Source organism: Lacinutrix sp. 5H-3-7-4, from assembly GCF_000211855.2.
Classification (GTDB): domain Bacteria; phylum Bacteroidota; class Bacteroidia; order Flavobacteriales; family Flavobacteriaceae; genus Lacinutrix.
Genome location: NC_015638.1, coordinates 1,617,271 through 1,643,167 on the forward strand (window position 1 = coordinate 1,617,271; position 25,897 = coordinate 1,643,167).

Annotated in this window: 22 protein-coding genes and 2 tRNA genes; 16 read left to right on the plus strand and 8 right to left on the minus strand. The window is 30.0% G+C overall.

What is annotated here, in order from left to right; all coding sequences use genetic code 11:
* Positions 1-6: 6 nt before the first annotated feature.
* From LACAL_RS07105 to LACAL_RS07135, 7 genes are all read left to right on the plus strand, one after another.
* Positions 7-720, plus strand: coding sequence for a pyridoxine 5'-phosphate synthase (locus LACAL_RS07105; protein WP_013870042.1), 714 nt, complete (start codon positions 7-9; stop codon positions 718-720).
* Positions 720-1,490 (plus strand): alpha/beta fold hydrolase, encoded by a 771-nt coding sequence (locus LACAL_RS07110; protein ID WP_013870043.1) that lies wholly within the window; start codon positions 720-722, stop codon positions 1,488-1,490. The genes LACAL_RS07105 and LACAL_RS07110 overlap by 1 nt, the downstream gene beginning before the upstream one ends.
* A gap of 18 nt (positions 1,491-1,508) precedes the next feature.
* The gene (locus LACAL_RS07115; RefSeq protein WP_013870044.1) at positions 1,509-1,862 is read left to right on the plus strand and encodes a phage holin family protein; all 354 of its coding nucleotides are present in this window, start codon (positions 1,509-1,511) and stop codon (positions 1,860-1,862) included.
* A 97-nt stretch (positions 1,863-1,959) separates the two neighbouring features.
* Positions 1,960-3,288 carry a trigger factor gene (gene tig, locus LACAL_RS07120; RefSeq protein ID WP_013870045.1) on the plus strand — a complete coding sequence of 443 codons (1,329 nt, stop codon included), beginning with the start codon at positions 1,960-1,962 and terminating at the stop codon, positions 3,286-3,288.
* A 180-nt stretch (positions 3,289-3,468) separates the two neighbouring features.
* Positions 3,469-4,143, plus strand: a complete 675-nt coding sequence (gene clpP / locus LACAL_RS07125) for an ATP-dependent Clp endopeptidase proteolytic subunit ClpP (RefSeq protein ID WP_013870046.1) — start codon at positions 3,469-3,471, stop codon at positions 4,141-4,143.
* 77 nt (positions 4,144-4,220) lie between these two features.
* Positions 4,221-5,453 carry an ATP-dependent Clp protease ATP-binding subunit ClpX gene (gene clpX, locus LACAL_RS07130; protein WP_013870047.1) on the plus strand — a complete coding sequence of 411 codons (1,233 nt, stop codon included), beginning with the start codon at positions 4,221-4,223 and terminating at the stop codon, positions 5,451-5,453.
* Positions 5,454-5,516: 63 nt separating this feature from the next.
* Complete coding sequence (locus LACAL_RS07135) at positions 5,517-6,041, plus strand: GNAT family N-acetyltransferase (protein WP_013870048.1); 525 nt, start codon at positions 5,517-5,519, stop codon at positions 6,039-6,041.
* 23 nt (positions 6,042-6,064) lie between these two features.
* Here the strand turns inward: LACAL_RS07135 and LACAL_RS07140 are convergent, their stop codons facing one another.
* Positions 6,065-7,576, minus strand: a complete 1,512-nt coding sequence (locus LACAL_RS07140) for a GH3 auxin-responsive promoter family protein (RefSeq protein ID WP_013870049.1) — start codon at positions 7,574-7,576, stop codon at positions 6,065-6,067.
* Between the two features lie 43 nt (positions 7,577-7,619).
* On the opposite strand from LACAL_RS07140, the gene LACAL_RS07145 reads away from it, so the two are divergent.
* Positions 7,620-8,411 carry a DUF2797 domain-containing protein gene (locus LACAL_RS07145; protein ID WP_013870050.1) on the plus strand — a complete coding sequence of 264 codons (792 nt, stop codon included), beginning with the start codon at positions 7,620-7,622 and terminating at the stop codon, positions 8,409-8,411.
* Between the two features lie 69 nt (positions 8,412-8,480).
* On the opposite strand, the gene rpsU is transcribed toward LACAL_RS07145, so the two are convergent.
* The 3 genes from rpsU to LACAL_RS07160 form a co-directional block, all read right to left on the minus strand.
* Positions 8,481-8,675 (minus strand): 30S ribosomal protein S21, encoded by a 195-nt coding sequence (rpsU, locus tag LACAL_RS07150; RefSeq protein ID WP_013870051.1) that lies wholly within the window; start codon positions 8,673-8,675, stop codon positions 8,481-8,483.
* A 95-nt stretch (positions 8,676-8,770) separates the two neighbouring features.
* On the minus strand, positions 8,771-11,452 hold the full coding sequence (locus LACAL_RS07155) for an AsmA-like C-terminal region-containing protein (protein WP_013870052.1): 2,682 nt from the start codon (positions 11,450-11,452) through the stop codon (positions 8,771-8,773).
* Positions 11,453-11,584: 132 nt separating this feature from the next.
* Positions 11,585-12,316, minus strand: coding sequence for a queuosine precursor transporter (locus tag LACAL_RS07160; protein WP_013870053.1), 732 nt, complete (start codon positions 12,314-12,316; stop codon positions 11,585-11,587).
* A gap of 107 nt (positions 12,317-12,423) precedes the next feature.
* On the opposite strand from LACAL_RS07160, the gene folK reads away from it, so the two are divergent.
* Positions 12,424-13,551, plus strand: coding sequence for a 2-amino-4-hydroxy-6-hydroxymethyldihydropteridine diphosphokinase (gene folK, locus LACAL_RS07165; RefSeq protein WP_013870054.1), 1,128 nt, complete (start codon positions 12,424-12,426; stop codon positions 13,549-13,551).
* A gap of 4 nt (positions 13,552-13,555) precedes the next feature.
* Here the strand turns inward: folK and LACAL_RS07170 are convergent, their stop codons facing one another.
* Positions 13,556-14,086 (minus strand): RNA methyltransferase, encoded by a 531-nt coding sequence (locus LACAL_RS07170; protein ID WP_013870055.1) that lies wholly within the window; start codon positions 14,084-14,086, stop codon positions 13,556-13,558.
* Between the two features lie 180 nt (positions 14,087-14,266).
* Between LACAL_RS07170 and mutS the strand changes: the two genes are divergently transcribed.
* The 3 genes from mutS (at position 14,267) to LACAL_RS07185 (ending at position 17,178) form a co-directional block, all read left to right on the plus strand.
* Positions 14,267-16,888, plus strand: coding sequence for a DNA mismatch repair protein MutS (mutS, locus tag LACAL_RS07175; RefSeq protein WP_013870056.1), 2,622 nt, complete (start codon positions 14,267-14,269; stop codon positions 16,886-16,888).
* 86 nt (positions 16,889-16,974) lie between these two features.
* A tRNA-Gly gene (locus LACAL_RS07180) sits at positions 16,975-17,046 on the plus strand.
* 48 nt (positions 17,047-17,094) lie between these two features.
* Positions 17,095-17,178, plus strand: a tRNA-Leu gene (locus tag LACAL_RS07185).
* Positions 17,179-17,280: 102 nt separating this feature from the next.
* Here the strand turns inward: LACAL_RS07185 and LACAL_RS07190 are convergent.
* Complete coding sequence (locus tag LACAL_RS07190; protein WP_013870057.1) at positions 17,281-17,961, minus strand: hypothetical protein; 681 nt, start codon at positions 17,959-17,961, stop codon at positions 17,281-17,283.
* A gap of 272 nt (positions 17,962-18,233) precedes the next feature.
* Here LACAL_RS07190 and LACAL_RS07195 point away from each other — a divergent pair, with 272 nt between their 5' ends.
* A complete protein-coding gene (locus LACAL_RS07195) occupies positions 18,234-18,857 on the plus strand; it encodes a Pycsar system effector family protein (RefSeq protein ID WP_013870058.1) in 624 nt (207 codons plus the stop codon).
* A gap of 70 nt (positions 18,858-18,927) precedes the next feature.
* On the opposite strand, the gene LACAL_RS07200 is transcribed toward LACAL_RS07195, so the two are convergent.
* A complete protein-coding gene (locus LACAL_RS07200) occupies positions 18,928-21,564 on the minus strand; it encodes a valine--tRNA ligase (RefSeq protein WP_013870059.1) in 2,637 nt (878 codons plus the stop codon).
* A 185-nt stretch (positions 21,565-21,749) separates the two neighbouring features.
* On the opposite strand from LACAL_RS07200, the gene LACAL_RS07205 reads away from it, so the two are divergent.
* Positions 21,750-22,175, plus strand: a complete 426-nt coding sequence (locus tag LACAL_RS07205) for a DUF1573 domain-containing protein (protein WP_013870060.1) — start codon at positions 21,750-21,752, stop codon at positions 22,173-22,175.
* Positions 22,176-22,228: 53 nt separating this feature from the next.
* Here the strand turns inward: LACAL_RS07205 and LACAL_RS07210 are convergent, their stop codons facing one another.
* Positions 22,229-23,563: a pepsin/retropepsin-like aspartic protease family protein gene (locus LACAL_RS07210; RefSeq protein WP_041301797.1), complete on the minus strand. Its 1,335-nt coding sequence runs from the start codon at positions 23,561-23,563 to the stop codon at positions 22,229-22,231.
* A gap of 75 nt (positions 23,564-23,638) precedes the next feature.
* On the opposite strand from LACAL_RS07210, the gene LACAL_RS07215 reads away from it, so the two are divergent.
* Both LACAL_RS07215 and murB read left to right on the plus strand, forming a co-directional pair.
* Positions 23,639-24,829, plus strand: coding sequence for a pyridoxal phosphate-dependent aminotransferase (locus tag LACAL_RS07215; RefSeq protein ID WP_013870062.1), 1,191 nt, complete (start codon positions 23,639-23,641; stop codon positions 24,827-24,829).
* Positions 24,829-25,842: a UDP-N-acetylmuramate dehydrogenase gene (gene murB / locus LACAL_RS07220; RefSeq protein ID WP_013870063.1), complete on the plus strand. Its 1,014-nt coding sequence runs from the start codon at positions 24,829-24,831 to the stop codon at positions 25,840-25,842. Before LACAL_RS07215 ends, murB begins: the two co-directional genes overlap by 1 nt.
* The last annotated feature ends 55 nt before the right edge of the window (positions 25,843-25,897 follow it).

Sequence of the window (25,897 nt, forward strand, 5' to 3'; positions counted from 1 at the left end):
GAAAACATGACAAAATTAAGTGTAAATATTAATAAAATAGCCACTTTAAGAAACGCTCGTGGTGGAGATACTCCTAATCTGCTTCAGTTTGCTAAAGATGTGCAGCGATTTGGTGCACAAGGTGTAACCATACATCCAAGGCCAGACGAGAGACATATTCGTTACCAAGATGCAAGAGATTTAAAATCTATTGTTAATACAGAGTATAATATAGAAGGAAACCCTAATTCTAAATTTATTGATTTAGTTTTAGAGGTTAAGCCAACGCAGGTAACATTGGTTCCAGATGCAGTAGATGCTATAACAAGTGATGCTGGTTGGGATACAATTAAGCATAAAATTTTTTTAACTGAAGTTATAAGCGAATTTAAAAGTAATGGAATAAGAACATCTATTTTTGTAGATCCTGTTCTTGCTCAAATTGAAGGCGCAAAAGCTACTGGAACCGATAGAGTTGAGTTGTATACTGAAGCATTTGCACACCAATTTGGTCTTGGTAATACTAATGCCGTTAAACCTTATACAGATTGTGCAGTTTTAGCAAATACTTTAGATTTAGGTGTAAATGCTGGTCATGACTTATCTCTAGACAATATTAAATTTTTTAAAGAAAATATTCCAAATTTATTAGAGGTTTCTATTGGTCATGCATTAGTGTCAGAAAGCTTATATTTAGGTGTAGAAAACGTAGTAAATATGTATTTAAATAAATTAAAATAATGCAATTACACGCTAACATTTTAGGAGATCAAGGCAAAACATTTGTTATTCTTCATGGGTTTTTAGGCATGAGTGACAATTGGAAAACCTTAGGAAAACAATTTAGTGCTAATGGTTTTAAAGTGTATTTAGTAGACCAAAGAAATCATGGTAGAAGCTTTCATAGCGGAACTTTTAATTATGATGTTTTAGCTCAAGATTTAAAATCGTATTGTGACGATAATGACCTTAAAAACATAGTGCTTTTAGGTCATTCTATGGGAGGAAAAACAGCAATGTTATTTGCTACACAGTACCCAGAATATGTTTCAAAATTAATTATTGCAGATATTTCTCCAAGATTTTACCCTATACATCATGATGCTATTCTTGAAGGTTTAGGCCGTTTAGATTTTAAAACCTTAAAAAGTAGGAGCGAAGCAGATGAGCAATTGTCTAATTACGTTAATGATTTTGGTACGCGACAGTTTTTACTTAAAAATTTATATTGGGTAAAAAAAGGAACACTAGGTTTACGAATAAATTTAGAAGTATTAACCCAAAATGTAAGTGAAGTTGGTGAAGCTTTACCATTACATGCCACTTTTGAAAAAGACACACTTTTTTTAAGAGGAGACAAAAGTGAGTATATTGCTGCGCAAGACGAAAGCCTAATAAAGTCTCATTTTATAAATTCAAAAATTGAAACAATAGCAAATGCAGGCCATTGGTTGCATGCCGAAAATCCAAAAGATTTTTATAAAGCTGTAATAGATTTTGTAAATTTATAGTACTAAAACTTTAAACTTATGAATCTTATTATAAAACTCCTATTAAATGCTATAGCAGTATTTGTATTAGCACATGTTTTAAATGGAGTTAATGTAGATGGTTATATATCTGCAATAATTGTAGCAATAGTATTATCTATACTCAACCTATTAGTAAAACCAATTTTGGTAATATTTACCCTACCAATAACAATATTAACATTAGGTCTATTTTTACTAGTAATAAACGCATTATTAATATTATTAGCAGATAAACTAATAGATGGGTTTGAAGTAATAAATATATGGTGGGCAATTTTATTTAGCGTTCTATTATCAATATTACAATCGCTATTACATTCATTTTTAAAAAAGGATAAAAATAAAGCGTAATAAAGACTGAAATTCAATACATTAAAAACTTTGATGGAGTGTAAAAAAGTAGTACTTTTGCACTCCATTTTTGGTTACATTAAATAGATTATTCAAAATGAATATTACAAGAGAAAATAAAGACGCATTAAATGCTGTAGTAACAGTAGCGATTGAGAAAGACGATTACGCTTCTAAAGTAGAAAAAATCTTAACAGATTATAGAAAAACTGCAAACATTCCTGGTTTTAGAAAAGGTCACGTACCAATGGGAATGGTAAAAAAGCAATACGGTAAAGCAGTATTAATCGATGAGGTAAATAAACTTATACAAGAAGGTTTAAATAAATATTTAACAGAAGAAAAGTTAGACGTTTTAGGGCAACCTTTACCAAAACCACAAGATGATATCAATTGGGATGAAGATAATTTTTCATTTGAATTTGAATTAGGTTTAGCACCAGAATTTGATGTAGAGTTAAAAGCTAAAAAAGCAATAACGCAATACAATATTGTTGCAGACGATAAAATGATTGATGACCAAGTTGTAAATATCCAAAAACAATACGGTAAATTAATCGCACAAGATAAAGTAGCTAAAGACAGCGAAATTACAGGAACTTACACTAACGAAGAAGAAGGAATTGAAAACAAAGTAACGCTAACTTTAGATAAGTTTAAAGGGAAAGCTACCGAAAAGCAATTTATTGGAGCCAAAGTTGGAGATGTAATTACATTAAAAACTAAAGGTTTATATAGTGATGATCATGAGTTAATGCACGCATTAAAAGTAGAGCACGACAAAGCACACGGTTTAGATATAGAAGTTAACTTTGAAATTTCTGAAATAAATAGTAGAGAATTAGCAGAATTAGACCAAGAGCTTTTTGATAAGTTATTTGGTAAAGATGTTGTAAAATCTGTTACAGAATTAAAAGAGAAAATAAAAGAAGACGCAGAGAAGCAATTCGTTCAGCAGTCAGACCAAAAACTTTTAAACGATGTTACAGAATATTTAGTTGATGCTACTAAATTTGATTTACCAGCAGAATTTTTAACAAAATGGATGCAGGCATCGGGTGAAAAGCCAATGGATGAAGCAACTGCTAAAGAAGAATATGAAAAGTCTGAAAAAAGCTTACGTTACCAGTTAATTGAAGCTAAAATTATGGAAGCTAACGAACTTAAAGTTGACTTTGAAGATGTAAAAGAAAGCGCTAAAAACATGATTAAAGTTCAAATGGCGCAATTTGGGCAAATGAATCCTAGTGATAAAGAATTAGAGGATATTGCAGCAAGAGTATTATCTAACCAAGATGAAGTAAGACGTTTAAGCGAGCAAGTTGTTAGCCAGAAATTATTAAACCTTTACAAAGAAAAGGCAAATATTAAAACTAAAGAATTAACGTACGAGAAGTTTGTAAAAGAAGTTTACGGCGACAAATAAACATAGGCGTTCTTTTAAAGAATAATCATTATATTTAGGCGTTGAATTAATATACATTCAACGCCTATTTTATTAGCGTTAAATTCAGCTTAAAAAGTTTGAAAACAACGTGTTTAACAATATATTGATGACATTCTAAATTTTTAAAGAATGTAGTTTAAATTATAAAATTCAAAATATATGGATTACGGAAAAGAATTCGAAAAATTTGCAATAAAAGACCAAGGTATAAACAGCAACTACTACAGTAAAATTATTAGTAGTATGTATCCTCAAAGCATGACGCCTTACGTAATAGAAGAGCGTCAATTAAACATTTCTCAATTAGATGTGTTTTCTCGATTAATGATGGATCGTATCCTTTTTTTAGGAACAGGAATTAATGACAATATCGCAAATATTATACAAGCACAATTGTTATTTTTAGCAAGTACAGATAATACTAAAGATATCCAAATGTATATAAACTCTCCAGGAGGAAGTGTTTATGCAGGATTAGGTATTTACGATACTATGCAATTTATTGGTCCAGATGTAGCAACCATTTGCACAGGAATGGCCGCATCAATGGGAGCAGTATTATTATGTGCTGGAGAAAAAGGAAAACGTAGTGGTTTAGAACATTCGCGAGTAATGATTCATCAACCATTAGGAGGAGCTCAAGGTCAGGCAAGTGATATAGAAATTACAGCAAGAGAAATACTTACACTTAAAAAAGAATTATACGAAATTATTAGTAAGCATTCAGGACAAGATTACGACACAATTTATAATGATAGTGATCGTGATTACTGGATGAAAGCAGATAGAGCTAAAGAATACGGTATGATTGATGAAGTCTTAAAAAGAGACTAAATAAATTAAATTAATAATAGTAAAAGCGTTAAGAATAAAATGATAAACTTTTCGTTTTTACTTTTTACTAAGAAACAATGGCAAAGGAAGAATTAGAATGTTCATTTTGTGGTAGGAAAAAGCCAGAAACAAGCTTGTTAATAGCAGGATTAGATGCGCATATATGTGATAGATGTATTGAGCAAGCTCACGGTATTGTTCTAGAAGAATCTAAACAAACAGATAATAGTGAGTTATCTGCAGAGTTAATGTTGCGTAAACCGCAACAAATAAAAGCCTTTTTAGACGAATACATTATTGGTCAAGAACACACCAAAAAAGTAATGTCTGTAGCAGTATACAATCATTATAAGCGTTTATTACAACAACCAACTAATGATGATATAGAAATTCAAAAATCTAATATCATTATGGTTGGAGAAACCGGTACAGGAAAAACATTAATGGCAAAAACCATTTCAAAAATGTTAAATGTACCTTTATCAATAGTAGATGCCACGGTGTTAACAGAAGCAGGATACGTTGGTGAAGATGTAGAAAGTATTTTAACACGTTTATTACAAGCAGCAGACTATAACTTAGAAAAAGCCGAAAAAGGAATTGTTTTTATTGACGAAATAGATAAAATTGCACGTAAAAGTGATAATCCATCAATAACAAGAGATGTTTCTGGAGAAGGTGTACAACAAGCACTACTTAAGCTTTTAGAAGGAACAGTAGTTAACGTACCACCAAAAGGAGGACGTAAACATCCAGACCAAAAATTTATTGAAGTAAATACAGAAAATATTTTATTTATAGCTGGTGGAGCTTTTGATGGTATCGAGCGTGTAATATCTAAACGCTTAAATATGCAGGCTTTAGGTTATAGCGCAGCAATGAGTGAAGATACTGTAGATAAAAATAATATACTACAATACATTATTCCAAAAGATTTAAAAGACTTTGGTTTAATACCAGAAATTATAGGAAGATTACCTGTGTTAACACATATGAATCCTTTAGATGCTAACACGCTTAGAGCTATTTTAACAGAGCCTAAAAATGCAATTATAAAGCAGTATAAAAAGCTGTTTTCTATGGATGAAATAGAGCTTTCTATTACAGATGGCGCATTAGAATATATTGTAGGTAAAGCAATTGAATATAAATTAGGAGCCAGAGGTTTACGTTCGCTATGTGAAGAAATTTTAACAGATGCAATGTTCGAGTTACCAGGTAGTGATACTAAAAAACTAAGTGTAACTAAAGCATATGCAGAGCAAAAGCTTTCTAAAACTACACTTAAAAAATTAAAAGCAGTATCTTAATTAATTGATATTTAAAATTTTAAAGCCTATATTTATTTAAGTATAGGCTTTTTTTATTTTAAAATGAAATTCACCACAACCAAAAACTTAGAAACCAATAGGCTCTATTTAAATAAAATTGAACAACATCAAGTTGAAATTATATTCAAATTAAGATCAAACAGTATTGTATGCAAATACATTGCTAGACCATTGTATAAAAAACGTACCGAAGCTAGAATACATCTTGATAAAGTAATAAATGAGTTAAAGCAAAATAGCGCTATTACTTGGGTTATAAGCTTAAAGACCGATAATACTCCAATTGGTACAATATGTCTTTGGAATTTTTCAGACGATAGAAAAACAGCCGAAGTTGGTTACGATTTACTGCCAGAATACTTTAAAAAAGGCATCATGAGTGAAGCTCTAGATGCTGTTGTAGATTTTGGTTTTAATACAATACATTTAAATGCAATTGAAGCATTTACTCAATTTGAAAACTTAGCCTCAATAAGCCTATTAGAAAAAAAAGGATTTAAATTTCAAAAAGACAGAGAAGATAAGGATTATCCTAAAAATAGAATTTTTGTATTAAGTAAGCTCTAAAAGTTTCAAGTTGTTTAAACTGCCTAATTTAACTTTAAAAGCGCATCAATATAATCTCTAGTATTAGAGAGTCTTGGGACTTTATGTTGTCCGCCAAGTTTATCATTCTCTTTTAGCCAATCATAAAATAACTGCTGTCTTGCTACATTAATTTTTGGCTTGTTTAATGTCATGTTATTATAACGCTTAGCTTCATAATCAGAGTTTAAAGACTTTAAAGCATTATCAAAAAGTTCATTAAAGTAATTAATATCTTTTGGCGGTGTTTTAAATTCTATTAGCCATTCGTGTGCGCCTTTTTCTTTACCTTCCATAAAAATGGGAGCAGCCGTATAGTCTACAATTTCACTTTGTGTTTTTTTGCAAACTTTTTTTAAGGCATCTTCAGCGTTTTCAATAATTAACTCTTCACCAAAAACATTAATATGGTGTTTTGTTCTACCAGAAACTTTTATGCGATATGGAGAAATAGAGGTAAACCTAACTGTGTCGCCTATTTTATAACGCCATAAACCTGCATTTGTCGTAATTATTACAGCATAGTTTTTGTTTTTTTCTACTTCGCTTAAAGGAATAATTTTCTCATTGGGAGTTCCATAAGTATCCATTGGTATAAACTCATAAAAAATGCCATAGTCAAGCATTAATAATAACTCACTAGAGTGGTTTTTATCTTGAATGGCAAAGAAACCTTCAGAAGCATTATAAATTTCATAATACTTAAAATCTTTTTTAGGTAAAATGTTGCGATACTGTTCTAAATAAGGGTTAAAGCTTACACCGCCGTGAAAATAAACTTCTAAATTTGGCCAAATATCAAACAATGAGTTTTTATCGGTTTTTTCTAATACATTATTTAAAAGCACGAGCATCCATGAAGGTACACCAGCTAAACTGGTAACATTTTCATTAATAGTTTCATTTACAATTGCAGCCATTTTAGTTTCCCATTCGCTCATTAAGGAAACACGGTTACTAGGTGTGCTACTGTATTCTGCCCAAAAAGGCATATTGTCTATAAGTATGGCGCTTAAATCTCCAAAAGCAGTACCATTTTCTCTGTACAATTCCTTACTTCCACCTAAGCGTAAGCTTTTACCAGTAAATAATTGAGAGTTTTCATTATTGTTTAAATACAAACACAATAAATCTTTACTTGCAGCATAATGGCAATCTTCTAAAGACTCAGAGCTTACAGGAATAAATTTGCTTTTTCCACTTGTAGTACCACTAGATTTTGCAAACCATTTTATTGGTTTAGGCCAAAAAATATTATGTTCGCCTTGCCTTGAGCGTTCTATAAGTTCATGATATTCTTCATAATTAGAAATAGGAACACGAGAAGAAAAGTCTGTATATGTTTTTATTGAGCTAAAACCGTGTTGCTTACCAAACTCGGTGTCTTTTGCTGTTTCTATTAAACCTAAAAGTAGTTCTTCTTGAACTTCATTTGGGTATTTTAAAAAAAGATCTATTTGATGGAATCGTTTTTTTAAAAACCATGAGGCAATAGAATTTACTAAAGGTATTGGCATTTTTTTAATGTATATTTAGACTTTAAAAGTAAGATATTTTTTTATGACCTACCAAGGTGTTTTAACAAAAATGACGACAGAGCTCGGCAGTCCAATACAATATTATTTAATATTTGAGAATGATTTTATAAACATGAATCAATTGCTCAATAAAGAATTAAAGCTTCAATTTATTAAACATCAATGTTTAAACTGTAAAAATGATAGGCCTATTTATAGGCAAGGGTTTTGTAAAACTTGTTTTTTCGATATTCCTCAAGCTGCAGATTGGATTATGAGACCAGAGCTTAGTAAAGCTCATTTAGATCAAGAAGATCGTGATTTAGTGTACGAAAAGAAAGTGCAGCTGCAACCACATATAGTTTATTTAGCGAATTCAAGTAATATAAAAGTTGGAGTAACGCGTAAAACGCAAGTTCCTACACGATGGATAGATCAAGGCGCACATGAGGCTATAGAAATCGTTGAGGTGCCTAATCGTTATTTAGCTGGTATTACAGAAGTTGCTTTAAAAGATCATGTTGGTGATAAAACCAATTGGAGAACAATGCTAAAAAATGATATAGTTGATGAAAACTTAGTAGATTGGCGCAACAATTTAAAGCAATATATTCCAGATGAAGCTTTAGAGTATTTTATTGAAAATAATACAGAAACCAATTTAGAGTTTCCTGTGTTGCAATATCCTAAAAAACCAAAAAGCTTAAAAATAGAAAAAGCGCAAAGTTATACTGGTGTTTTAAAAGGAATAAAGGGACAGTATCTAATTTTTGAAGATGATACAGTTTGTAATATTAGAGGTAATGAAGGAAGTTATATTTCTTTAGAAATATAACGAAGCAAAAAAACCTCGCATTTTGAAAAATGCGAGGTTTGTATATATTGAAAAAATTCTACGTATTAATTATACGTTTTCAGCGTCTCTTAATCCTTGGATGTAAGATGCTTTTTGAATTTGACGACGACGAACAACAGAAGGCTTAGTAAAGAATTGGTTCTCTCTTAAGTTTTGCATTACTTTAATGTTACGGTGCTTTCTTTTGTAACGTTTTAACGCTCTTTCTATATTTTCTCCGTCTTTAATTTCTATTCTTAACATATCTATAAATTATGTGTATTCTTAAAATTCAGGTTGCAAATGTACGTCTAAGTTTTAAGTTATACAATAGACTTATTATTTTTTTGCAAATTATTTTATTTAATAGTATCTTTTTGTTTCTTTTTCTTGCCAAATAGGCCAATAATATTTTTTACCGTATTGCTCGTAGACTTTGTTGTGTCTGCTGTTGTAGACTCGGTGCTATTAGAATTGTTACCTAAAATAACATCTTTAATAATATCTTTTACAGGTGCATTTGTTTCTGTAGTTGTTGAGTCTTTATTGGTTTGGCTACCACCTAAACCACCTAAAAGATCTTTTATTTTGTCTTTTCCGTCGTTTACTAACTTTTGTTTCTGTATTTCAATAAGTTGTGCTGTTAGATTTTTTACACCACTTGTTAAGTCTGTACTTACTTTTGGGCTATCAAAATTCCCAGTTAAACTTGCAGTAATTGGTACCGAAATATTATTTACTTCGCTGTCATTTATTTGGCCTATTAAACGGTTTACATCGCTACCTAAATATTTGGCAGGAACATTAAAAACCAAATTATAGTCCATAGATTGGTCAAAGCCATGAGATCCTCCAATGCTAATGCCAATATCTTTATAATTTAAGTTAAAAGGTGTAATGTTTACTTTTCCATCATCAAACTGTAATGCTGTTTTTAAATCTTTTAAATCAAGTTTGTCAAAATCTATAAAATTTAATTTACTATTTAGAGCATTTAAAAGTTTTGCATTTTCTGGTTTAACATTTGTTGTTAAAAGCTCTGCTAAAGCACCACCAGAAATAGAGTTTAGTACAGGAGTAAAATCCTCTCCTAAATTTCCTTTTAAGTTTATTGCACTATTTAGTTTACCATCAAGCACTTTGGCAATAGGCGCTAAAGCTTTTAAAACATCAAGGTCTTTAAAAGATTGAGAGATATCAAAATTTTCAATACCTAAATCCATATTAAAATTAGGTATTTCGGTTTTAGTATCCACAATTCCGCTTAATGCTAAATTACCACCAAAAATACTTGAAGTTACTTTTCTTAAATCGGCTTTTTCATCTTGTATTACTAAAGTACCTTTTACATTTTTAAGTGTTAAATTATCATATAAAACGGTAGTTGCATTTGCATTAATTGTGCAGTCTAAAAAAGCTGGAATTTTTAAAGCATCATCTGGCTCTGTACTTTGGTTAATAGGTTTGTCGCTTCCGCCTTCAACCATAAAATCACTAATTAAAAATGTATTAGAGTTAACAGTAAAATCTCCTTTTAGTTTTTTATCACTTAATAAAAACCCAAGCACATTGTTTAAAGTTCCTTTGGCATCTAAATCTGTTTTTCCTGTGGTTGCTTTAAAATTTTCTAGAGTCGTTACATTAGGATTAAAACTTACGTTAGCTTCAGATATTTTTATTGGGTTTACAATATCTGCCGATGAGAATTCAAAGTTATTCACACTTACATTTCCATTATTTTTAATACGTTCGTAAGCATTAGTCTCAATAGCATTCATATCAAAACTTGTATTTAATTTAGCTTTTACAATACCTTGTAATTTATTTTCAAGTTCAATAGGATATGCCTGAGTAATATTTGCTAAATTTAATACACCATCAATATTTGCATTTATGTTTTGATTGCTGGTAAGGTTTTTAATAATTGCTGAAGATTTAAATTCGTCTTCATCTATTTTAAAATTAAGGGTTTTAATATCTAGAAAAGTGTCATCAACATTGCCTGTGGTGTTTTTAACTGAAGCATTAATACTTATGTTTTTAACAGTTTTTGGTAAATCTGGATATTTAAATGATGCGTTATTTGAGGCTATATTTATATCTAATTTTGGTATAGTTTCGTTAGAAACTATACCTTTAATTAGACCTTTAATTTTAAAGTTTCCAGAGGTTTGAACATTGCTAATGTTTTTAGAGTAGGTTTCTGGAATTACAGCAAGAAAATCTTTAAAGTCTGATCCTGGATTTTCAAAAGTGATATCTATATTTTGACCGTTTTCTATATTCTGAACAAAGCCATTAAACTCTAATGGTAAGTTATTTATATAACCTGTATTTTTTTTAAAGGTATATTTGTTTTCTTCTAAATTTAAATCAATTAATGCCGAAAGTTTAATTTTATTATTACTCAAGTACTCTGTGCTGTCAAGGCTAAATGTAACATTTGCTTCGGTTTCTGTATCAAGTTCAGATAAGGTTTCAGAAAATGTACCTTTACCAGAATGATTTAATTCTGTAATATAAATTTGGGTATTGCCAGCTTCATCTAAATAGGTTAATGCGCTATTTTTTAAAGTGTAATCTTGAATGTCTAGCGTAAAACCTTCAGTGTTTGTGTTTGTTGCTTCTGTTTTACTTTCTTTAGCAATGTCCCAATTAGAATCTCCTAATTTGTTTGTTTTTAAGGTAACTAATGCTTCATTTATATCTATACCGTTAACAATAATTGGTCCTTCGCTAGCACTTTTAAAAAGTTCTTTTACAGACATGTCGAATGAAAAAGATTTTACACTCGCTAATGTTTCATCTTTAAAAGGTTCAAAGTTTGTTATTTTTAATTCGTCTACAGTAACATTTGCTTGAGGGAAGCTGCTTATAAAGCTTAGGCTAACATCGGCAAATTCTACATTTGCATTCACATTTTGATTTATAAAATTGCGAACCATGTCTTTTATTTGAGATTGAAAAACAAATGGAGCAAGAATTAATAATATAATTACTATAAGTAAAGTAATGCCTGTTATTTTTAGTATTTTTTTCATCTTTAGTTCCGCGAAAGCGGTAATAGTTTTAAAGGTTTTAAAAACAGAAATTTTCTGGTTAAGTATTGGTTACAAATAATATACGCAAAAATGTTAAAATTTGATCATAAAGGCTTTTGTTTTAAGAGAACTTTATAATATTTCAATTTCTTGATTTGTTTTTAGATTGAAGCGTTTTTTAAATAAATAAACACCTAAATAAAGTAGTGGTGTGTCTAGTGCAGCAATTAATACTTTAAATAAAAAACCACTTATAAGTAGGCCTTTAAAATTCTCCCATGGAATTATACCAAAAGAAGATAGTAGTATTAATATGGTAAACGTGTCTACAAATTGAGAAAACCATGTAGAAAAATTATTGCGTAACCATAATTTTTTGCCTTTAGTGTAGCGTTTCCAAAAATGATAAATTTGAATATCTATTAATTGTGCTAATAAATAGGTTACCATACTTGCAAATACAGCTATTGTAGAGTTGCCAAAAACAGTGTTAAATAAATTGTCATTAACGTAAGACCATGATGTTGCTGGCGCAACGTTAGCTACTAAAATAATAAATAACGAGAAAACCGAAGCAAAAATACCTGCAACTACAATGTCGTTAGCTTTTTTCTTTCCGTAAATTTCACTTATTAAATCGGTAATTAAAAATGTTATGGGATATGGTAGTATGCCAACAGAGATTTCAAAAAGTTTGCTTCCAAATATTTCAATATCTAGAGGATACCAATAAAAAAATTTCTGAAAAATTAAATTAGAAACCACTAAACTTGTTATAAATAAGCTGCCTAAAAATAGATAAATGCGTTGCGCAAAAAGTTTGTCTTTTGGGTCTAATGCATTTCTTTTTGTTACACTTGTCACAGTCAAAGAGTTTTATGTAGTTTGTAATTAAATTCGTTAATAAATTCTTTGTGTAAATATAAAGGAAACCATTTACTTTTAGTTATTTTGCCTTTCGACAATTTATAATGCATTCACAACAAATACACATATCTTTAGGAAGTAATAAAGGCGACAAATTCAAGAATTTGCAGTTGGCCATTAATGCTATTTATATAAAAATTGGACCAGTAAAAAACATATCTAAAGTATACAAAACACCTGCTTTAGGTTTTGAGGGTGATGATTTTTTTAATGCTTGTATTGCGGTAGAAAGCGATTTAAAACCAAGTAAGGTTTTAAAAGAGTTGTTGCTTATAGAAAAAAGCTTAGGTCGTGTAAGAAATAAAACTCAAGGCTACCAATCTAGAACCATAGATTTAGATATATTATTTGTAGAGCAACAAATAATAGATGTAAAAACGCTAAAAGTACCACATCCAGAATTGCAAAACCGAAAGTTTGTTTTACAGCCTTTACATAATATTGCGCCTAATTTTAAACATCCGGTTTTAGAAAAAGATATTTCTGTTTTAATAGAAGAGTGTGAAGATAAAAGTACTTTAGAGACTGTAAATATTTGGCTTAAAAACCCAAGTAAACAACATGATTTTTCTAAGTATAATTATATAGCTATAGAAGGAAATATTGGAGCTGGAAAAACAAGTCTAGCTACTAAAATGGCAAACGATTATAATGCGAAACTAATACTAGAGCGTTTTGCAGATAATCCTTTTTTGCCAAAGTTTTATAAAGATGCACAGCGCTATGCTTTTACTTTAGAAATGTCTTTTCTAGCAGATAGATACCAGCAAATTAATGACGATTTATCTCAATTAGACCTGTTTAAAGATTTTATAGTTAGTGATTACGATATTTTTAAGTCTTTAATTTTTTCAAAAATAACACTACATCAAGACGAGTTTAAGTTATATCGTAAACTTTTTTACTTAATGTATAAAGATATTGCAAAGCCAGAATTGTATGTGTATCTCTACCAAAATACAAAAAGGCTAAAAGAAAACATTAAAAAGCGTGGTAGAAAATATGAGCAAGATATAGATAACGAATATCTTGAAAAAATTAATGCTGGATATTTAAATTTTTTAAAAAATCAAACCGATTTAAATGTTAAAATTATAGATATATCAGATAAAGATTTTGTAAAAAACCGAGAGGATTATTTATTTGTATTAGATGCTATTTGTGAAGCTTAATATATTAAGCTTTTAATTTTGAGAACAAATCCCAAACAACAACACCGCAGCTAACAGAAATATTTAAAGAATGTTTAGTGCCAAATTGAGGGATTTCAATAACACTATCGCTGGCATTTACAATATTTTGGTCTACACCTTTAACTTCATTACCAAAAACTAAAGCATAAGTAGTATTTTTTTCTACAGTAAAATCGTTTAGCATGGTTGCATTTTCTGCCTGTTCAATGCTACAAATTTTCACGTCTTTAATTTTAAGTTTTTCAATAACTTCCATAGTGGTTTTTGCATATTCCCACGAAACAGCATCTGTACTTCCCAATGCGGTTTTGTTTATATCTTTATGTGGTGGCGTTGCAGTTATGCCACACAAATAAATTTTTTCAACTAAAAAAGCATCACTAGTTCTAAAAACAGAACCTATATTATTTAGACTTCTAATATTGTCTAAAACTATAATAATGGGTGTTTTACTAGCTTGTTTAAAGTCGTCAACACTCAATCTATCAAGTTCGCTGTTTTTTAGTTTTCTCATTGAAATTATTATTAATTAAAGTTATAAATAAAGTTAATATTCTTATTAATGCTATTTAAAATAAAACAGAAGCAAATTTGTGAATAATTATCAATAACTTAAAGAGATTAGATTTTAAAAAAAATCAATATTTAGTTACATTGCAAAGCTATATTAAATAATACTTAAAACAGAATACCTTTGGCAAAAAAGACTAAAAAAGTAACGCCTTTAATGAAGCAGTATAATGCGATAAAGGCTAAATATCCAGATGCTTTATTGTTATTTCGAGTGGGTGATTTTTACGAAACCTTTGGTAGCGATGCTGTAAAAGCAGCTGGAATTTTGGGTATTATACTAACCAAGCGTGGTGCAGGAAGCGAAACAGAAACTGAGCTTGCAGGTTTTCCTCATCATTCTCTAAATACGTATTTACCAAAACTTGTAAAAGCAGGAGAACGTGTTGCCATATGCGATCAGTTAGAAGATCCTAAACAAACAAAAACAATTGTAAAACGTGGTGTTACAGAGTTGGTTACGCCTGGAGTGGCATTGAACGATGAGGTTTTACAATCTAAAACAAATAACTTTTTATGTTCTGTTTATTTTGGAAAAAATACCATAGGTATAGCATTTTTAGATATATCTACAGGAGAGTTTTTAACATCTCAAGGAAACCAAGAATATATTGATAAGTTGTTACAAAACTTTAGTCCAAGTGAAATATTAGTATCTAAACAAAAACGACTTCAGTTTGCAGAAAATTTTGGTGAAGATTTTCACACCTTTAATTTAGAAGATTGGGTTTACCAGTCAGACTATTCAAACGAAACACTTTTAAAGCATTTTAACACCAAATCTTTAAAAGGTTTTGGAGTTGAAAACCTTACTGAAGGTATTATCGCTTCGGGTTCAATTTTACATTATTTATCAGAAACACAACATAATAAATTAGAGCATATTACATCTGTGTCTAGAATAGCTGAAGATGAATATGTTTGGATGGACCGCTTTACAATTAGAAATTTAGAGTTGTATAACTCAACAAATAATAATGCAGTAACATTATTAAACGTTATTGATAAAACAATTTCGCCTATGGGCGGAAGACTTTTAAAACGTTGGTTAGCTTTACCATTAAAAAATGTAGAAAGAATAAAACAACGTCACGAGGTTGTTTCATTTTTAAAAGCAGAAAAAACGATACATCAAAAAATTCAAAATCATATAAAAAGTATAGGAGATGTAGAACGCTTAATATCTAAGGTTGCTACAGGAAAAGTAAGTCCAAGAGAAGTAATTCAGCTTAAAAATTCTTTAGAGTCTATTATACCTATAAAAGCATTATCATCTAATTGCGATAATGAATCTTTAAAAATTATTGGAGATACTTTACAAGGCTGTGATATATTAAGAGATAAAATAAAACAAACGTTAGACGAAGAAGCTCCAGTAAATATATTAAAAGGAAAAACAATTGCAACAGGCTTTTCTAATGAGCTAGATGAACTTAGAGAACTTTCTGCTTCCGGTAAAAGTTATTTAGATAATATGCTAAAACGAGAAAGTGAACGTACAGGTATTACTTCACTTAAAATAGCATCTAATAATGTGTTTGGTTATTATATAGAGGTTAGAAATACGCATAAAGATAAAGTGCCAGAAGAGTGGATTAGAAAACAAACACTTGTTAATGCAGAGCGTTATATAACCGAAGAGTTGAAAGAATACGAAGCCAAAATCTTAGGAGCAGAAGAGCGTATAACTACTATCGAACAAAAATTATTTGCAGAACTTGTGTTATGGATGAATCAATACATAAAACCTGTACAGCAAAATGCTTTTTTAATAGCAAAATTAGACTGTTTGTGTGGTTTCTCTCAATTAGCTAATGAGAATAATTATGTATATCCAGAAATAGACAACTCTTACGATTTAGAGATAATAGAAGGAAGGCATCCTGTAATAGAAAAACAATTACCAATAGGAGAACAGTACATTGCTAATAACGTTTTTTTAGATCGAGATACACAACAAATAATAATGATTACCGGACCAAACATGTCTGGTAAATCTGCAATACTACGTCAAACAGCATTAATTGTATTATTAGCGCAAATAGGAAGTTTTGTGCCAGCAGAAAAAGCAAGAATAGGTTTGGTAGATAAAATATTTACAAGAGTAGGAGCAAGTGATAATATATCAATGGGAGAATCTACTTTTATGGTAGAGATGAATGAAACAGCCTCTATCTTAAATAATATGTCCGATAGAAGCCTAGTCTTACTAGATGAAATAGGAAGAGGAACAAGTACGTATGATGGTATATCTATAGCTTGGGCAATTAGTGAATACCTTCATGAGCACCCAGCAAAAGCAAAAACGCTTTTTGCAACGCATTATCATGAGTTAAATGAAATGACCGAAACTTTTCCAAGAATAAAAAACTTTAATGTATCTGTCAAAGAGTTAAAAGACAATGTACTTTTTTTAAGAAAACTAGTTGAAGGAGGAAGTGAACATAGTTTTGGTATACATGTTGCTAAATTAGCGGGAATGCCACAACAAGTTTTGCGTAGAGCTAATAAAATTTTGAAAAAATTAGAGCAATCACATTCCAGCGAAGAACTAACAGATAAGGTGAAATCTATTAAAGATGAAATGCAATTAAGCTTTTTTAACCTAGACGATCCGTTGTTAGAACAAATTAAAGAAGAAATTTTATTAACAGATATTAATACGTTAACACCAGTTGAAGCATTAATGAAGCTAAACGAAATAAAACGTATGTTAGTGAAGACCAGCGAGGTAAAAAATAATTAAATTATTTTCAAAAAAAACCTTTGTAATTAGAAGAAAAGTTTTAAATTTGCATCCGCAATAGCAATGTTGCTCGTTCATAAAAAACTGCGAAAGTAGCTCAGGGGTAGAGCATCACCTTGCCAAGGTGGAGGTCGTGGGTTCAAATCCCATCTTTCGCTCTGAGATTTACTTTAAAATATACCAAAGATGTTTATACATCTATGCCTGCTGAAGTGGTGGAATTGGTAGACACGTTGGACTTAAAATCCAATGTCCATTAGGACGTACGGGTTCAAGTCCCGTCTTCAGTACAGATGAAAAGCCGAAACGAAAGTTTCGGCTTTTTTTATTTTAATTATTATATAAAAAAAGCCTCACTATCTGTGAGGCTTTTTAATTTTTATTAAATGAGATTATTGCTTATCATCTGCAATTTTATTTAGTTTTTTAATCTCTTCATTATATTCTTCCTTTGCATCTTCCATTTCTCCATCTTTAGCTTCTTCGTTATACTCTTCGATGGCGTTACGGTTAATTTTTACATACATATCAAAAGTTTCATTTATCTCTTCAACTAAATCAGCATAAGCTTCATTTACCTCTTCAATATTTTCATTTACTTCTTTTTCTTTACCATTTCTTTCTTCTACAAACTCATTATATTCTTTTTGTAGATCTTCAACATCTTCTCTAATTTCCTCAGTCATCATCCAGTCTGGCCTATTTGTATTAAGTGCCGCTATTGTGCTACTAATATTAGGAAGTGTAGTTTTCATTTTAGCAAAGTCTGCACCTTCTAGTTTTTTCATTTCTATTGATAGATCATTAAAAGAATTCCATCCACTAATTTGCATAGCTTTTACATCGTTATTCATAGATCTTTCAACAGTAATGCCGTCTTTCGATACAACTTTGTTGTTTGATGCCATCATTTCTCCTTTTTCACTTAAAGTGATGTTTGTATTTGTTTCGGTATTTAATTCCGTATTCATTTCCATATTATCAGCATCTTTAGATTTTTTGTCATCCATACAAGAAGTAAAAGCTAATCCTGATATTGCTATTGCTGCTACTGTTATCTTTAAATTTTTCATAATAATTTAATTTGATTTTTGGTTCACTACAAAGTTATATTGTTGATGTGTGTTCGTAAAATCGTCGTTAATAAATTATTCTTAAATTTTTTTGATTATTTAACAGAAAATGATATCAAATTAACATTTATGTGCCTTTTGTTTAATAATGCTTAAAATTTTTAACTAAATAATGAATTGTATTTTTACGAAAATTAAAATGGTATTAGAATATGTATTAGAGCAGCATATTTAAATAATAGATTATCTTTAAGCTTAAAATTGAATTATTAGTGTCTAACGATAAAAATCTTAAAGCTTCAATTAAAAATGAAGCCATGCTAAAAGACGGCCTTGAAGGATTAGAAACCAGTCCAGAAAGGGCAATACAATCTTTTTATATGATTTCTTTAAAAAATCATATTAAGTTAAGTGCTATTGCAGATACTAAAGCTAATATTTTATTATCTGTAAATGCTATTATTATTTCTTTGGTATTAACTAATTTAATTGCAAAATTAGGAGAGCCAAATAATAAACATCTTACTATACCTGTAATTATAATTTTAATGTCTAGTTTGCTTTGTGTGGTTATTTCAATACTAATTACTAGGCCTAATGTTACTAAAGGTAAGTTTACTCAGGAAGATATAGATAATAATAAAGTTAATTTAGCCTTTTTTGGTAATTTTCATAGTATGGAATATAAGGAATATGAAGCGGCTATAAAGGATATGCACAATAATAACAATTATATATATGGTGCTTTAACTAAAGATTTATATTTTTTAGGTGATGTGATGAGTTTAAAATATAAGTGGTTACGTATTGTTTATACCATTTTTTTAATTGGTTTAATTGTTTCTGCTTTAGCATTTGGTATAGCAATTAAGTTTTTTGGTCCACATTTACATTAAAAAATTAATATGCGATAAAAAAAAGCCTTTTCTAATTTGAAAAGGCTTTTTTATAGTGTATTTGCGTAGTTTATTTTAAATTTTCTAAACTACTTTTTAATGTTTCAATTTTGGCTAAAGCATCTGCTTCTTTCTTTTTCTCTGCGGCTACTACTTGTTCTGGTGCTCCTGCAACAAAACGCTCGTTAGATAGTTTCTTTTGTACAGATTTTAAGAAACCTTCTGTGTAGTTTAATTCTTCGGTTAATTTTTTAATTTCTGCCTCAATATCTATTGCGCCTTCCATTGGTATGAAGTATTCGTTAGATTTTACTCTAAATGTTAATGCGCCTTCCACAGGCTCTTTAACATAGTCTATAGCTTCTAAATTTCCAAGCTTTGATATTACTGCATCGAAATCTGAATTAGAATTTTCGTTGTTTATAACTGAAAAACTTATGGCGTCTTTAAAGGCTATATTTTTTTCTTTTCTAATGTTTCTAATACCAGAAATTACTTCTGAAGCAAATTCAAATTGAGAAATAATCTCTTTATTTACAGGTTTAGCTTCTGGCCATTTTGCAATTATTAATGCTTCTTCTGGAGTACGTTCTGCAATGTATTGCCAGATTTCTTCTGTTAAGAAAGGCATAAACGGATGTAGTATTTTAAGGTTATCCTCAAAAATAGACATTACCTTATTATATGTTGCGACATCAATTGGTTGTTGGTAAGCTGGTTTTACAATTTCTAACAACCAACCACAAAAATCATCGTAAATTAATTTATAAATTGCCATTAAAGCATCACTTAACCTGTATTTGCTAAAGTGATCTTCAATTTCTAAAAGTGCTTCGCTAAATTTTGCTTCATACCAGTTTAAAGCAATTTTACTTGATTCTGGTTGTGCTATATTATCACTTACTTCCCATAAGTTAGTAAGGTTAAAGGCGTTCCAAATTTTATTTCCGAATCCCTTTCCTTGTTGGCATAATGCTTCGTCAAACATTAAATCATTTCCTGCTGCGCTACTTAAAAGTAATCCAACACGAACGCCATCTGCACTGTAATCTTCAATTAGCTTTAAAGCATCTGGAGAGTTTCCTAAAGATTTTGACATTTTACGACGTTGCTTGTCACGAACTAAACCTGTTAAATATACATTGTTAAATGGTTTTTGGTCTTTATATTCGTAACCTGCAATAATCATACGTGCTACCCAAAAGAATAAAATATCTGGTCCAGTTACTAAATCGTTAGTTGGATAGTAGTATTTTATTTCTTCGTTTTCTGGATTACGTATACCATCAAAAACAGACATTGGCCATAACCATGAGCTAAACCAAGTATCTAATGCATCTGTATCTTGTTTTAAATCTTTGGCTTTTAAATCTTGATTATTTGTTTTTACAATAGCTTTTTTAAGTGCTTCCTCGATAGTTTCTGCAACTACAAAATCTTCTTTTCCGTCGCCATAGAAATACGCAGGAATTTGTTGTCCCCAAAGTAATTGACGAGATATATTCCAATCGCGAATATTCTCCATCCAGTGGCGATAGGTGTTTTCAAATTTCTTCGGGAATAATTTAATTTCAGAATCTTCACCTAAAACTGCCTCAATTGCTGGTTTTACCAACTCTTCCATTTTTAAGAACCACTGGTCGCTTAATCTAGGCTCGATAACAGCTTTAGTACGTTCAGATGTTCCTACTTTATTAATATGTGTTTCAGTTTTTATTAAAACACCTAAAGTTTCTAATGCTTTTGCTACATTTTTTCTTGCTACAAAACGATCTTGACCTTCAAATTGTAAGCCATAGCTATTTAATGTAGCATCTTCATTAAAAATATCTATCACCTCAAGTTTGTGTTTATCGCCAAGGTTTTTATCGTTTTCATCATGTGCAGGTGTTACTTTTAAACAACCTGTACCAAATTCAAGGTCTACATATTCATCTTGAATAATAGGTATTACACGATTGCTAATTGGTACTATGGCTTTTTTTCCACGTAAGTGTGCAAAACGTTCATCTTCTGGATTAATACAAATTGCTGTATCGCCAAATATTGTTTCAGGACGTGTTGTTGCAATGGTTAAGGCATCATCGCTTCCTTCTATTTTATAATTTATGTAATATAAGTTTCCTTGTCTTTCTTCGTGTATTACTTCTTCATCAGACAAAGTTGTCTTTGCTTCTGGATCCCAATTTACCATTCGGTATCCTCTATAAATCAATCCTTTTTCGTGTAAATCGACAAAAACTTTAATTACAGCTTCAGACATATCGTCATCCATTGTAAATTTAGTACGGTCCCAATCGCAAGAACACCCTAATTTTTTAAGTTGCTCAAGTATTACACCTCCATATTCTTCTGTCCATTCCCAGGCGTGTGCTAAAAACTCATCTCTTGTTAGGTCATTTTTGTCAATACCTTGTTCTTTTAATTTAGCAACAACTTTAGCTTCGGTTGCAATAGAGGCGTGATCTGTACCAGGGACCCAACAGGCGTTTTTACCTTGTAAACGCGCGTGACGAATTAATACATCTTGTATAGTATTATTAAGCATGTGTCCCATGTGTAAGACTCCTGTTACATTTGGTGGAGGAATTACTATGGTATATGGTTCTCTTTCGTCTGGAGTAGAATGAAAATAGTTATTCTTCGTCCAGTAATCGTACCACTTGTTTTCTGCTTCAATAGCATTATATTTTGATGGAATTTGCATACTTTGGAATAGTTTTTGAAATATATCTTGCAAAAGTACTTATATTTCTTTTTCTGCGAAAAATTAACGAGTATTAATGTATAGTTAAATATGTATAATGTACTTGTGAGATTGCATTACATCTAATATTTTTGCAGAACAAAGAGAAAGTATATACATTTACAAAACATATAAAACAATAAATGATGAAAAATTTAATAGTAGTAATGTTTGTCGGTTTAATGACATTTTCTGTTAACGCTCAAGAGAAAGTTGCAAAAATTGAATTTAAAGAAACAACCATAGATTATGGTACAATTGAAAAAGGAGCTAATGGAATTAGAACTTTTGAATTTACAAACACAGGAGATGCTCCATTAATTATATCTAAAGCAAGTTCTACATGTGGTTGTACGGTTCCTAAAAAACCAAAAGATCCTATTATGCCAGGAAAAACAGGAGAGATAGAGGTTAAGTATGATACTAAAAGAGTTATGCCTATTAGAAAAACAATAACTGTTTTATCTAATGCAGATACGCCAAGTGTAGCTTTAAAAATTAAAGGAGAGGTAATAGATCCTTCTAAAACTAGTGTGTTAAACGCTAAGAAAAAGAGCGTAATGGAGCAATAATACTTTGTTAACATAAATTAAAAAAAGCCGGAAACATTAGTTTCTGGCTTTTTTTATTTTAAAGGTGATTTTAGTAGAAACTTATATTTTAAAAGCTGTCCATTTCTATCTACGGTTAGAGTGATTTTTTTTCCTTCTTCTTTAAAAAACTTAGCTGTTAGTTGTTGTAAACTGTAATTTTTAGTATCGACATTGTTAATCCTCAAAACAACGTCACCTTTTTTTAAACCGGCAACAAAAGCAGGAGAGTTGTCTCTAATTTCCCAAATTACAAATGCAGGTTTTATATCAAACTTTGTGTTTAATGAATAGGTGTTGTTTGAAGAGTTTTCATTTTGCGAAGCGTATGTAAATACATTGCTATTATCAATTTCCTCGACAAGTCTTATGCCTTCTTTTATAATAGTTATACCGCTTTTATTATAACTAAAAATAGTATTGAAATTTTTATTTTTTTTAAATTTAATTATAGAATCTTTATAATTAATAGTAAGATTAAATCGTTTTAAAATTTCGCCTCCAATACTACCGTTTCTACCATCTATTTGTTTTACTAAGGTTAAGTATTCTTCATCAGGAAAAGACACTTTAGGTTTATTTAAATTATATGAATTTATTGTTATGGTTTCAATAATAGAACGCGTACCATGAATGCTTCCGCTTAAACCAAAACCTAAAAAATCACTAAACCTCTTATTGGTATTTACAATGCCTAAACTATCATCTTTAAAAAGCCATAAAGAATCACTACTTCCAGTATCTATCAATAATTTTAACGGTACTTGTTTATTGTTAATCTTAGCTTTTAAATTTATATATGGTTTGTTTTTATGAAATTGCAATTTAAAATACTCACATTTCTTGCATTTTTTAGGTTTGTAATTTTTATGGTTAGATAGTTTTAGTTGTTTTTTAGTGTAATTTATATCAACAATTAAATTTTTAAAAATATCATAGCCAATTATGCCATGAATAGGTACACCAAGGTAAGGTGCGAAATTTATAGAGGAGTCCAAAACTATATAAAAATCTTGATTGTAGCTTGTGGTGTTTCCAATTACAAAAGTGTTGTTTTTAGATTTTAAAGCTTGAGTTAAGCCGCCGTTACCTAAACCTTTAAGGTATATTTTTTCAGAATATTTGTTATTTAAAGAGTCTGTTACATTTAAAAAGTTAAAAACAATAGGTTTGTTAACTCCAGAATCTAATAGAAAAGAAAGCTCTACGCCATTTACAGTTATGGGAACAATTATAATGTTATTAATAAGTTTAAAATTAATTTTATCAACACCTTTTTTGTTATTAATAGCAAATCCATTTTGTGCAAAATTAAAATTAAGAAAGCACAAAAATAAAATGAAACTACAAGCAATATTTTTTAAAAACATAACATAGTAAGTTAAGCATTTTATTAACATAGATTAGACTTTTTTTTTGCAACTTTGTTTTTTAAAATTAATTCTATGCCAACGATTTCAAAAAAAGGGCAATTAATGCCACAATCGCCAATAAGAAAGTTAGTTCCTTATGCAGAAAAAGCATATAAAGCAGGGAAAACCGTTTACCACTTAAATATTGGGCAACCAGACATAAAAACACCTCAAGTAGCATTAGATGCAGTAAAAGTGCACTCGTTAGATATTTTAGCATATACACGATCTGAAGGTTCTGAAGGTTACAGAAGAAAAATAGCAGATTACTATGCTAAAAATGAAATTAATGTAAAACATGATGATATAATTGTAACTACAGGAGGAAGTGAAGCATTACTGTTTGCATTTGGTAGTATAATGGATGTTGAAGATGAAATCATAATTCCAGAACCTTTTTATGCAAATTATAACGGGTTTTCAACAGCATCAGGAGTGAAAGTTGTTCCTGTTATATCTAAAATTGAAGATAATTTTGCATTACCACAAATAGAGGAGTTTGAAAAACTAATAACTCCAAATACAAAAGCGATATTAATTTGTAACCCAGGAAATCCAACAGGTTATTTATATTCTAAAGAAGAAATAAAAAAACTAGCTGCTATAGTTGAAAAGCATGATTTATTTTTAATTGCAGATGAGGTTTATAGAGAGTTTGCTTACGATGGAGCAACACATTATTCAATTTTACAAGAAGAAAGTTTAGAAGATTATGCTATAGTAATAGATTCTGTGTCTAAGCGTTATAGCATGTGTGGTGCTAGAATAGGATGCTTAGTTTCAAAAAATAAAGAAGTTATACAAACAGCATTAAAATTTGCTCAAGCAAGACTAAGCCCACCAACATTAGCACAAATTGCTAGTGAAGCAGCATTACAAACTCCACAAAGCTATTTTGATGAAGTTATAGAAGAGTATGTAGAAAGACGAAACACTTTAATTAAAGAATTAAACAAAATTGAAGGTGTACAAGTCGCAAATCCAAAAGGTGCGTTTTATTGTATAGCACAATTACCTATAAAAAACAGCGATGCCTTTGCGCAATGGTTATTAGAGGAATTTGATGTTGATGGAGAAACTGTAATGGTAGCACCTGCAGCAGGATTCTATTCAACACCTGGTGTTGGACTAAACCAAATAAGAATTGCTTATGTTTTAAATAATGAAAGTTTAGTAAAAGCTGTAAATATTTTAAAAGAAGCACTAAAAATATATAAAGATTAGTGCGAGTACAACACAACATATCTCTTAAAAAATATAATACCTTTGGTTTGGATGTGGCAGCAAAACACTTTGTGTCTGTTGCTACTGTAGACCAGTTGTTAGATGTTTTAAAACTTGACAACTATCAAGATAAATTTATACTTGGTGGAGGTAGTAATATGCTTTTAACAAAAGATATTGATGCGCTAGTAATACATATAAATTTAAAAGGTATAAGTATAGAAAAAGAAACAGATACTCATGTATATGTAAAAGCTAATGCAGGAGAAAACTGGCATGAATTTGTACTGTGGACATTAAATAATAATTTTGGAGGCTTAGAAAACATGTCTCTAATTCCAGGCAATGTAGGGACATCTCCAATACAAAACATTGGAGCTTATGGTGTAGAATTAAAAGATAATTTTGTGTCTTGCGAAGCTTTAAATTTAAGCACTTTAAAGTTAGATAGTTTTAATAAAGAAGCTTGCGAATTTGGATACCGAAATTCTATTTTTAAAAATCAAGCTAAAGGAAAATATATTATTACAAGTGTAGTTTTTAAACTAACAAAAAAGAAACATAACCTTCAAACAAATTATGGAGCAATACAATCTCAATTAGAAATAATGGGAGTTGTGCACCCAACAATAAAAGAAGTTTCGAAAGCAGTAATTGCAATAAGACAAAGTAAATTACCAAACCCAAAAGAGATTGGTAATAGTGGAAGCTTTTTTAAAAATCCAATAATTTCTTTAGAAGAGTTTGAAAAATTAAAAGAAAATTTTCCAACTATACCAAGTTATAAAGTATCAGGAAAAAAAATAAAAATACCAGCAGGTTGGTTAATAGAAACAGCAGGATTTAAAGGTAAAACTTTTGGAAATTATGGAGTACATAAAAATCAAGCTTTAGTTTTAGTTAATTATGGTGGTGCAAAAGGTGAAGATATTGTAAATCTTTCAAAATTGATACAAAAAACAATTTATCGTATATTTAAAATCTCTATAGAAGCAGAAGTAAATATTATATAGTTGTAAAACGACAATATTTTAGATTATTAACTGTTAACTAACAAACAAATAACCA

Excerpts from the sequence above, each read along its gene's own strand:
- LACAL_RS07105 (WP_013870042.1), top strand. The coding sequence starts at position 7 with ATGACAAAATTAAGTGTAAATATTAATAAAATAGCCACTTTAAGAAAC.
- rpsU (WP_013870051.1), bottom strand. The coding sequence starts at position 8,675 with ATGTTAAGAATAGAAATTAAAGACGGAGAAAATATAGAAAGAGCGTTA.
- LACAL_RS07205 (WP_013870060.1), top strand. The coding sequence starts at position 21,750 with ATGAAAAATTTAATAGTAGTAATGTTTGTCGGTTTAATGACATTTTCT.
- LACAL_RS07215 (WP_013870062.1), top strand. The coding sequence starts at position 23,639 with ATGCCAACGATTTCAAAAAAAGGGCAATTAATGCCACAATCGCCAATA.
- tig (WP_013870045.1), top strand. The coding sequence starts at position 1,960 with ATGAATATTACAAGAGAAAATAAAGACGCATTAAATGCTGTAGTAACA.
- LACAL_RS07210 (WP_041301797.1), bottom strand. The coding sequence starts at position 23,563 with ATGTTTTTAAAAAATATTGCTTGTAGTTTCATTTTATTTTTGTGCTTT.
- LACAL_RS07110 (WP_013870043.1), top strand. The coding sequence starts at position 720 with ATGCAATTACACGCTAACATTTTAGGAGATCAAGGCAAAACATTTGTT.
- folK (WP_013870054.1), top strand. The coding sequence starts at position 12,424 with ATGCATTCACAACAAATACACATATCTTTAGGAAGTAATAAAGGCGAC.
- LACAL_RS07155 (WP_013870052.1), bottom strand. The coding sequence starts at position 11,452 with ATGAAAAAAATACTAAAAATAACAGGCATTACTTTACTTATAGTAATT.
- LACAL_RS07135 (WP_013870048.1), top strand. The coding sequence starts at position 5,517 with ATGAAATTCACCACAACCAAAAACTTAGAAACCAATAGGCTCTATTTA.
- clpX (WP_013870047.1), top strand. The coding sequence starts at position 4,221 with ATGGCAAAGGAAGAATTAGAATGTTCATTTTGTGGTAGGAAAAAGCCA.
- LACAL_RS07145 (WP_013870050.1), top strand. The coding sequence starts at position 7,620 with ATGACCTACCAAGGTGTTTTAACAAAAATGACGACAGAGCTCGGCAGT.
- LACAL_RS07200 (WP_013870059.1), bottom strand. The coding sequence starts at position 21,564 with ATGCAAATTCCATCAAAATATAATGCTATTGAAGCAGAAAACAAGTGG.
- LACAL_RS07115 (WP_013870044.1), top strand. The coding sequence starts at position 1,509 with ATGAATCTTATTATAAAACTCCTATTAAATGCTATAGCAGTATTTGTA.
- clpP (WP_013870046.1), top strand. The coding sequence starts at position 3,469 with ATGGATTACGGAAAAGAATTCGAAAAATTTGCAATAAAAGACCAAGGT.
- LACAL_RS07170 (WP_013870055.1), bottom strand. The coding sequence starts at position 14,086 with ATGAGAAAACTAAAAAACAGCGAACTTGATAGATTGAGTGTTGACGAC.
- LACAL_RS07140 (WP_013870049.1), bottom strand. The coding sequence starts at position 7,576 with ATGCCAATACCTTTAGTAAATTCTATTGCCTCATGGTTTTTAAAAAAA.
- LACAL_RS07190 (WP_013870057.1), bottom strand. The coding sequence starts at position 17,961 with ATGAAAAATTTAAAGATAACAGTAGCAGCAATAGCAATATCAGGATTA.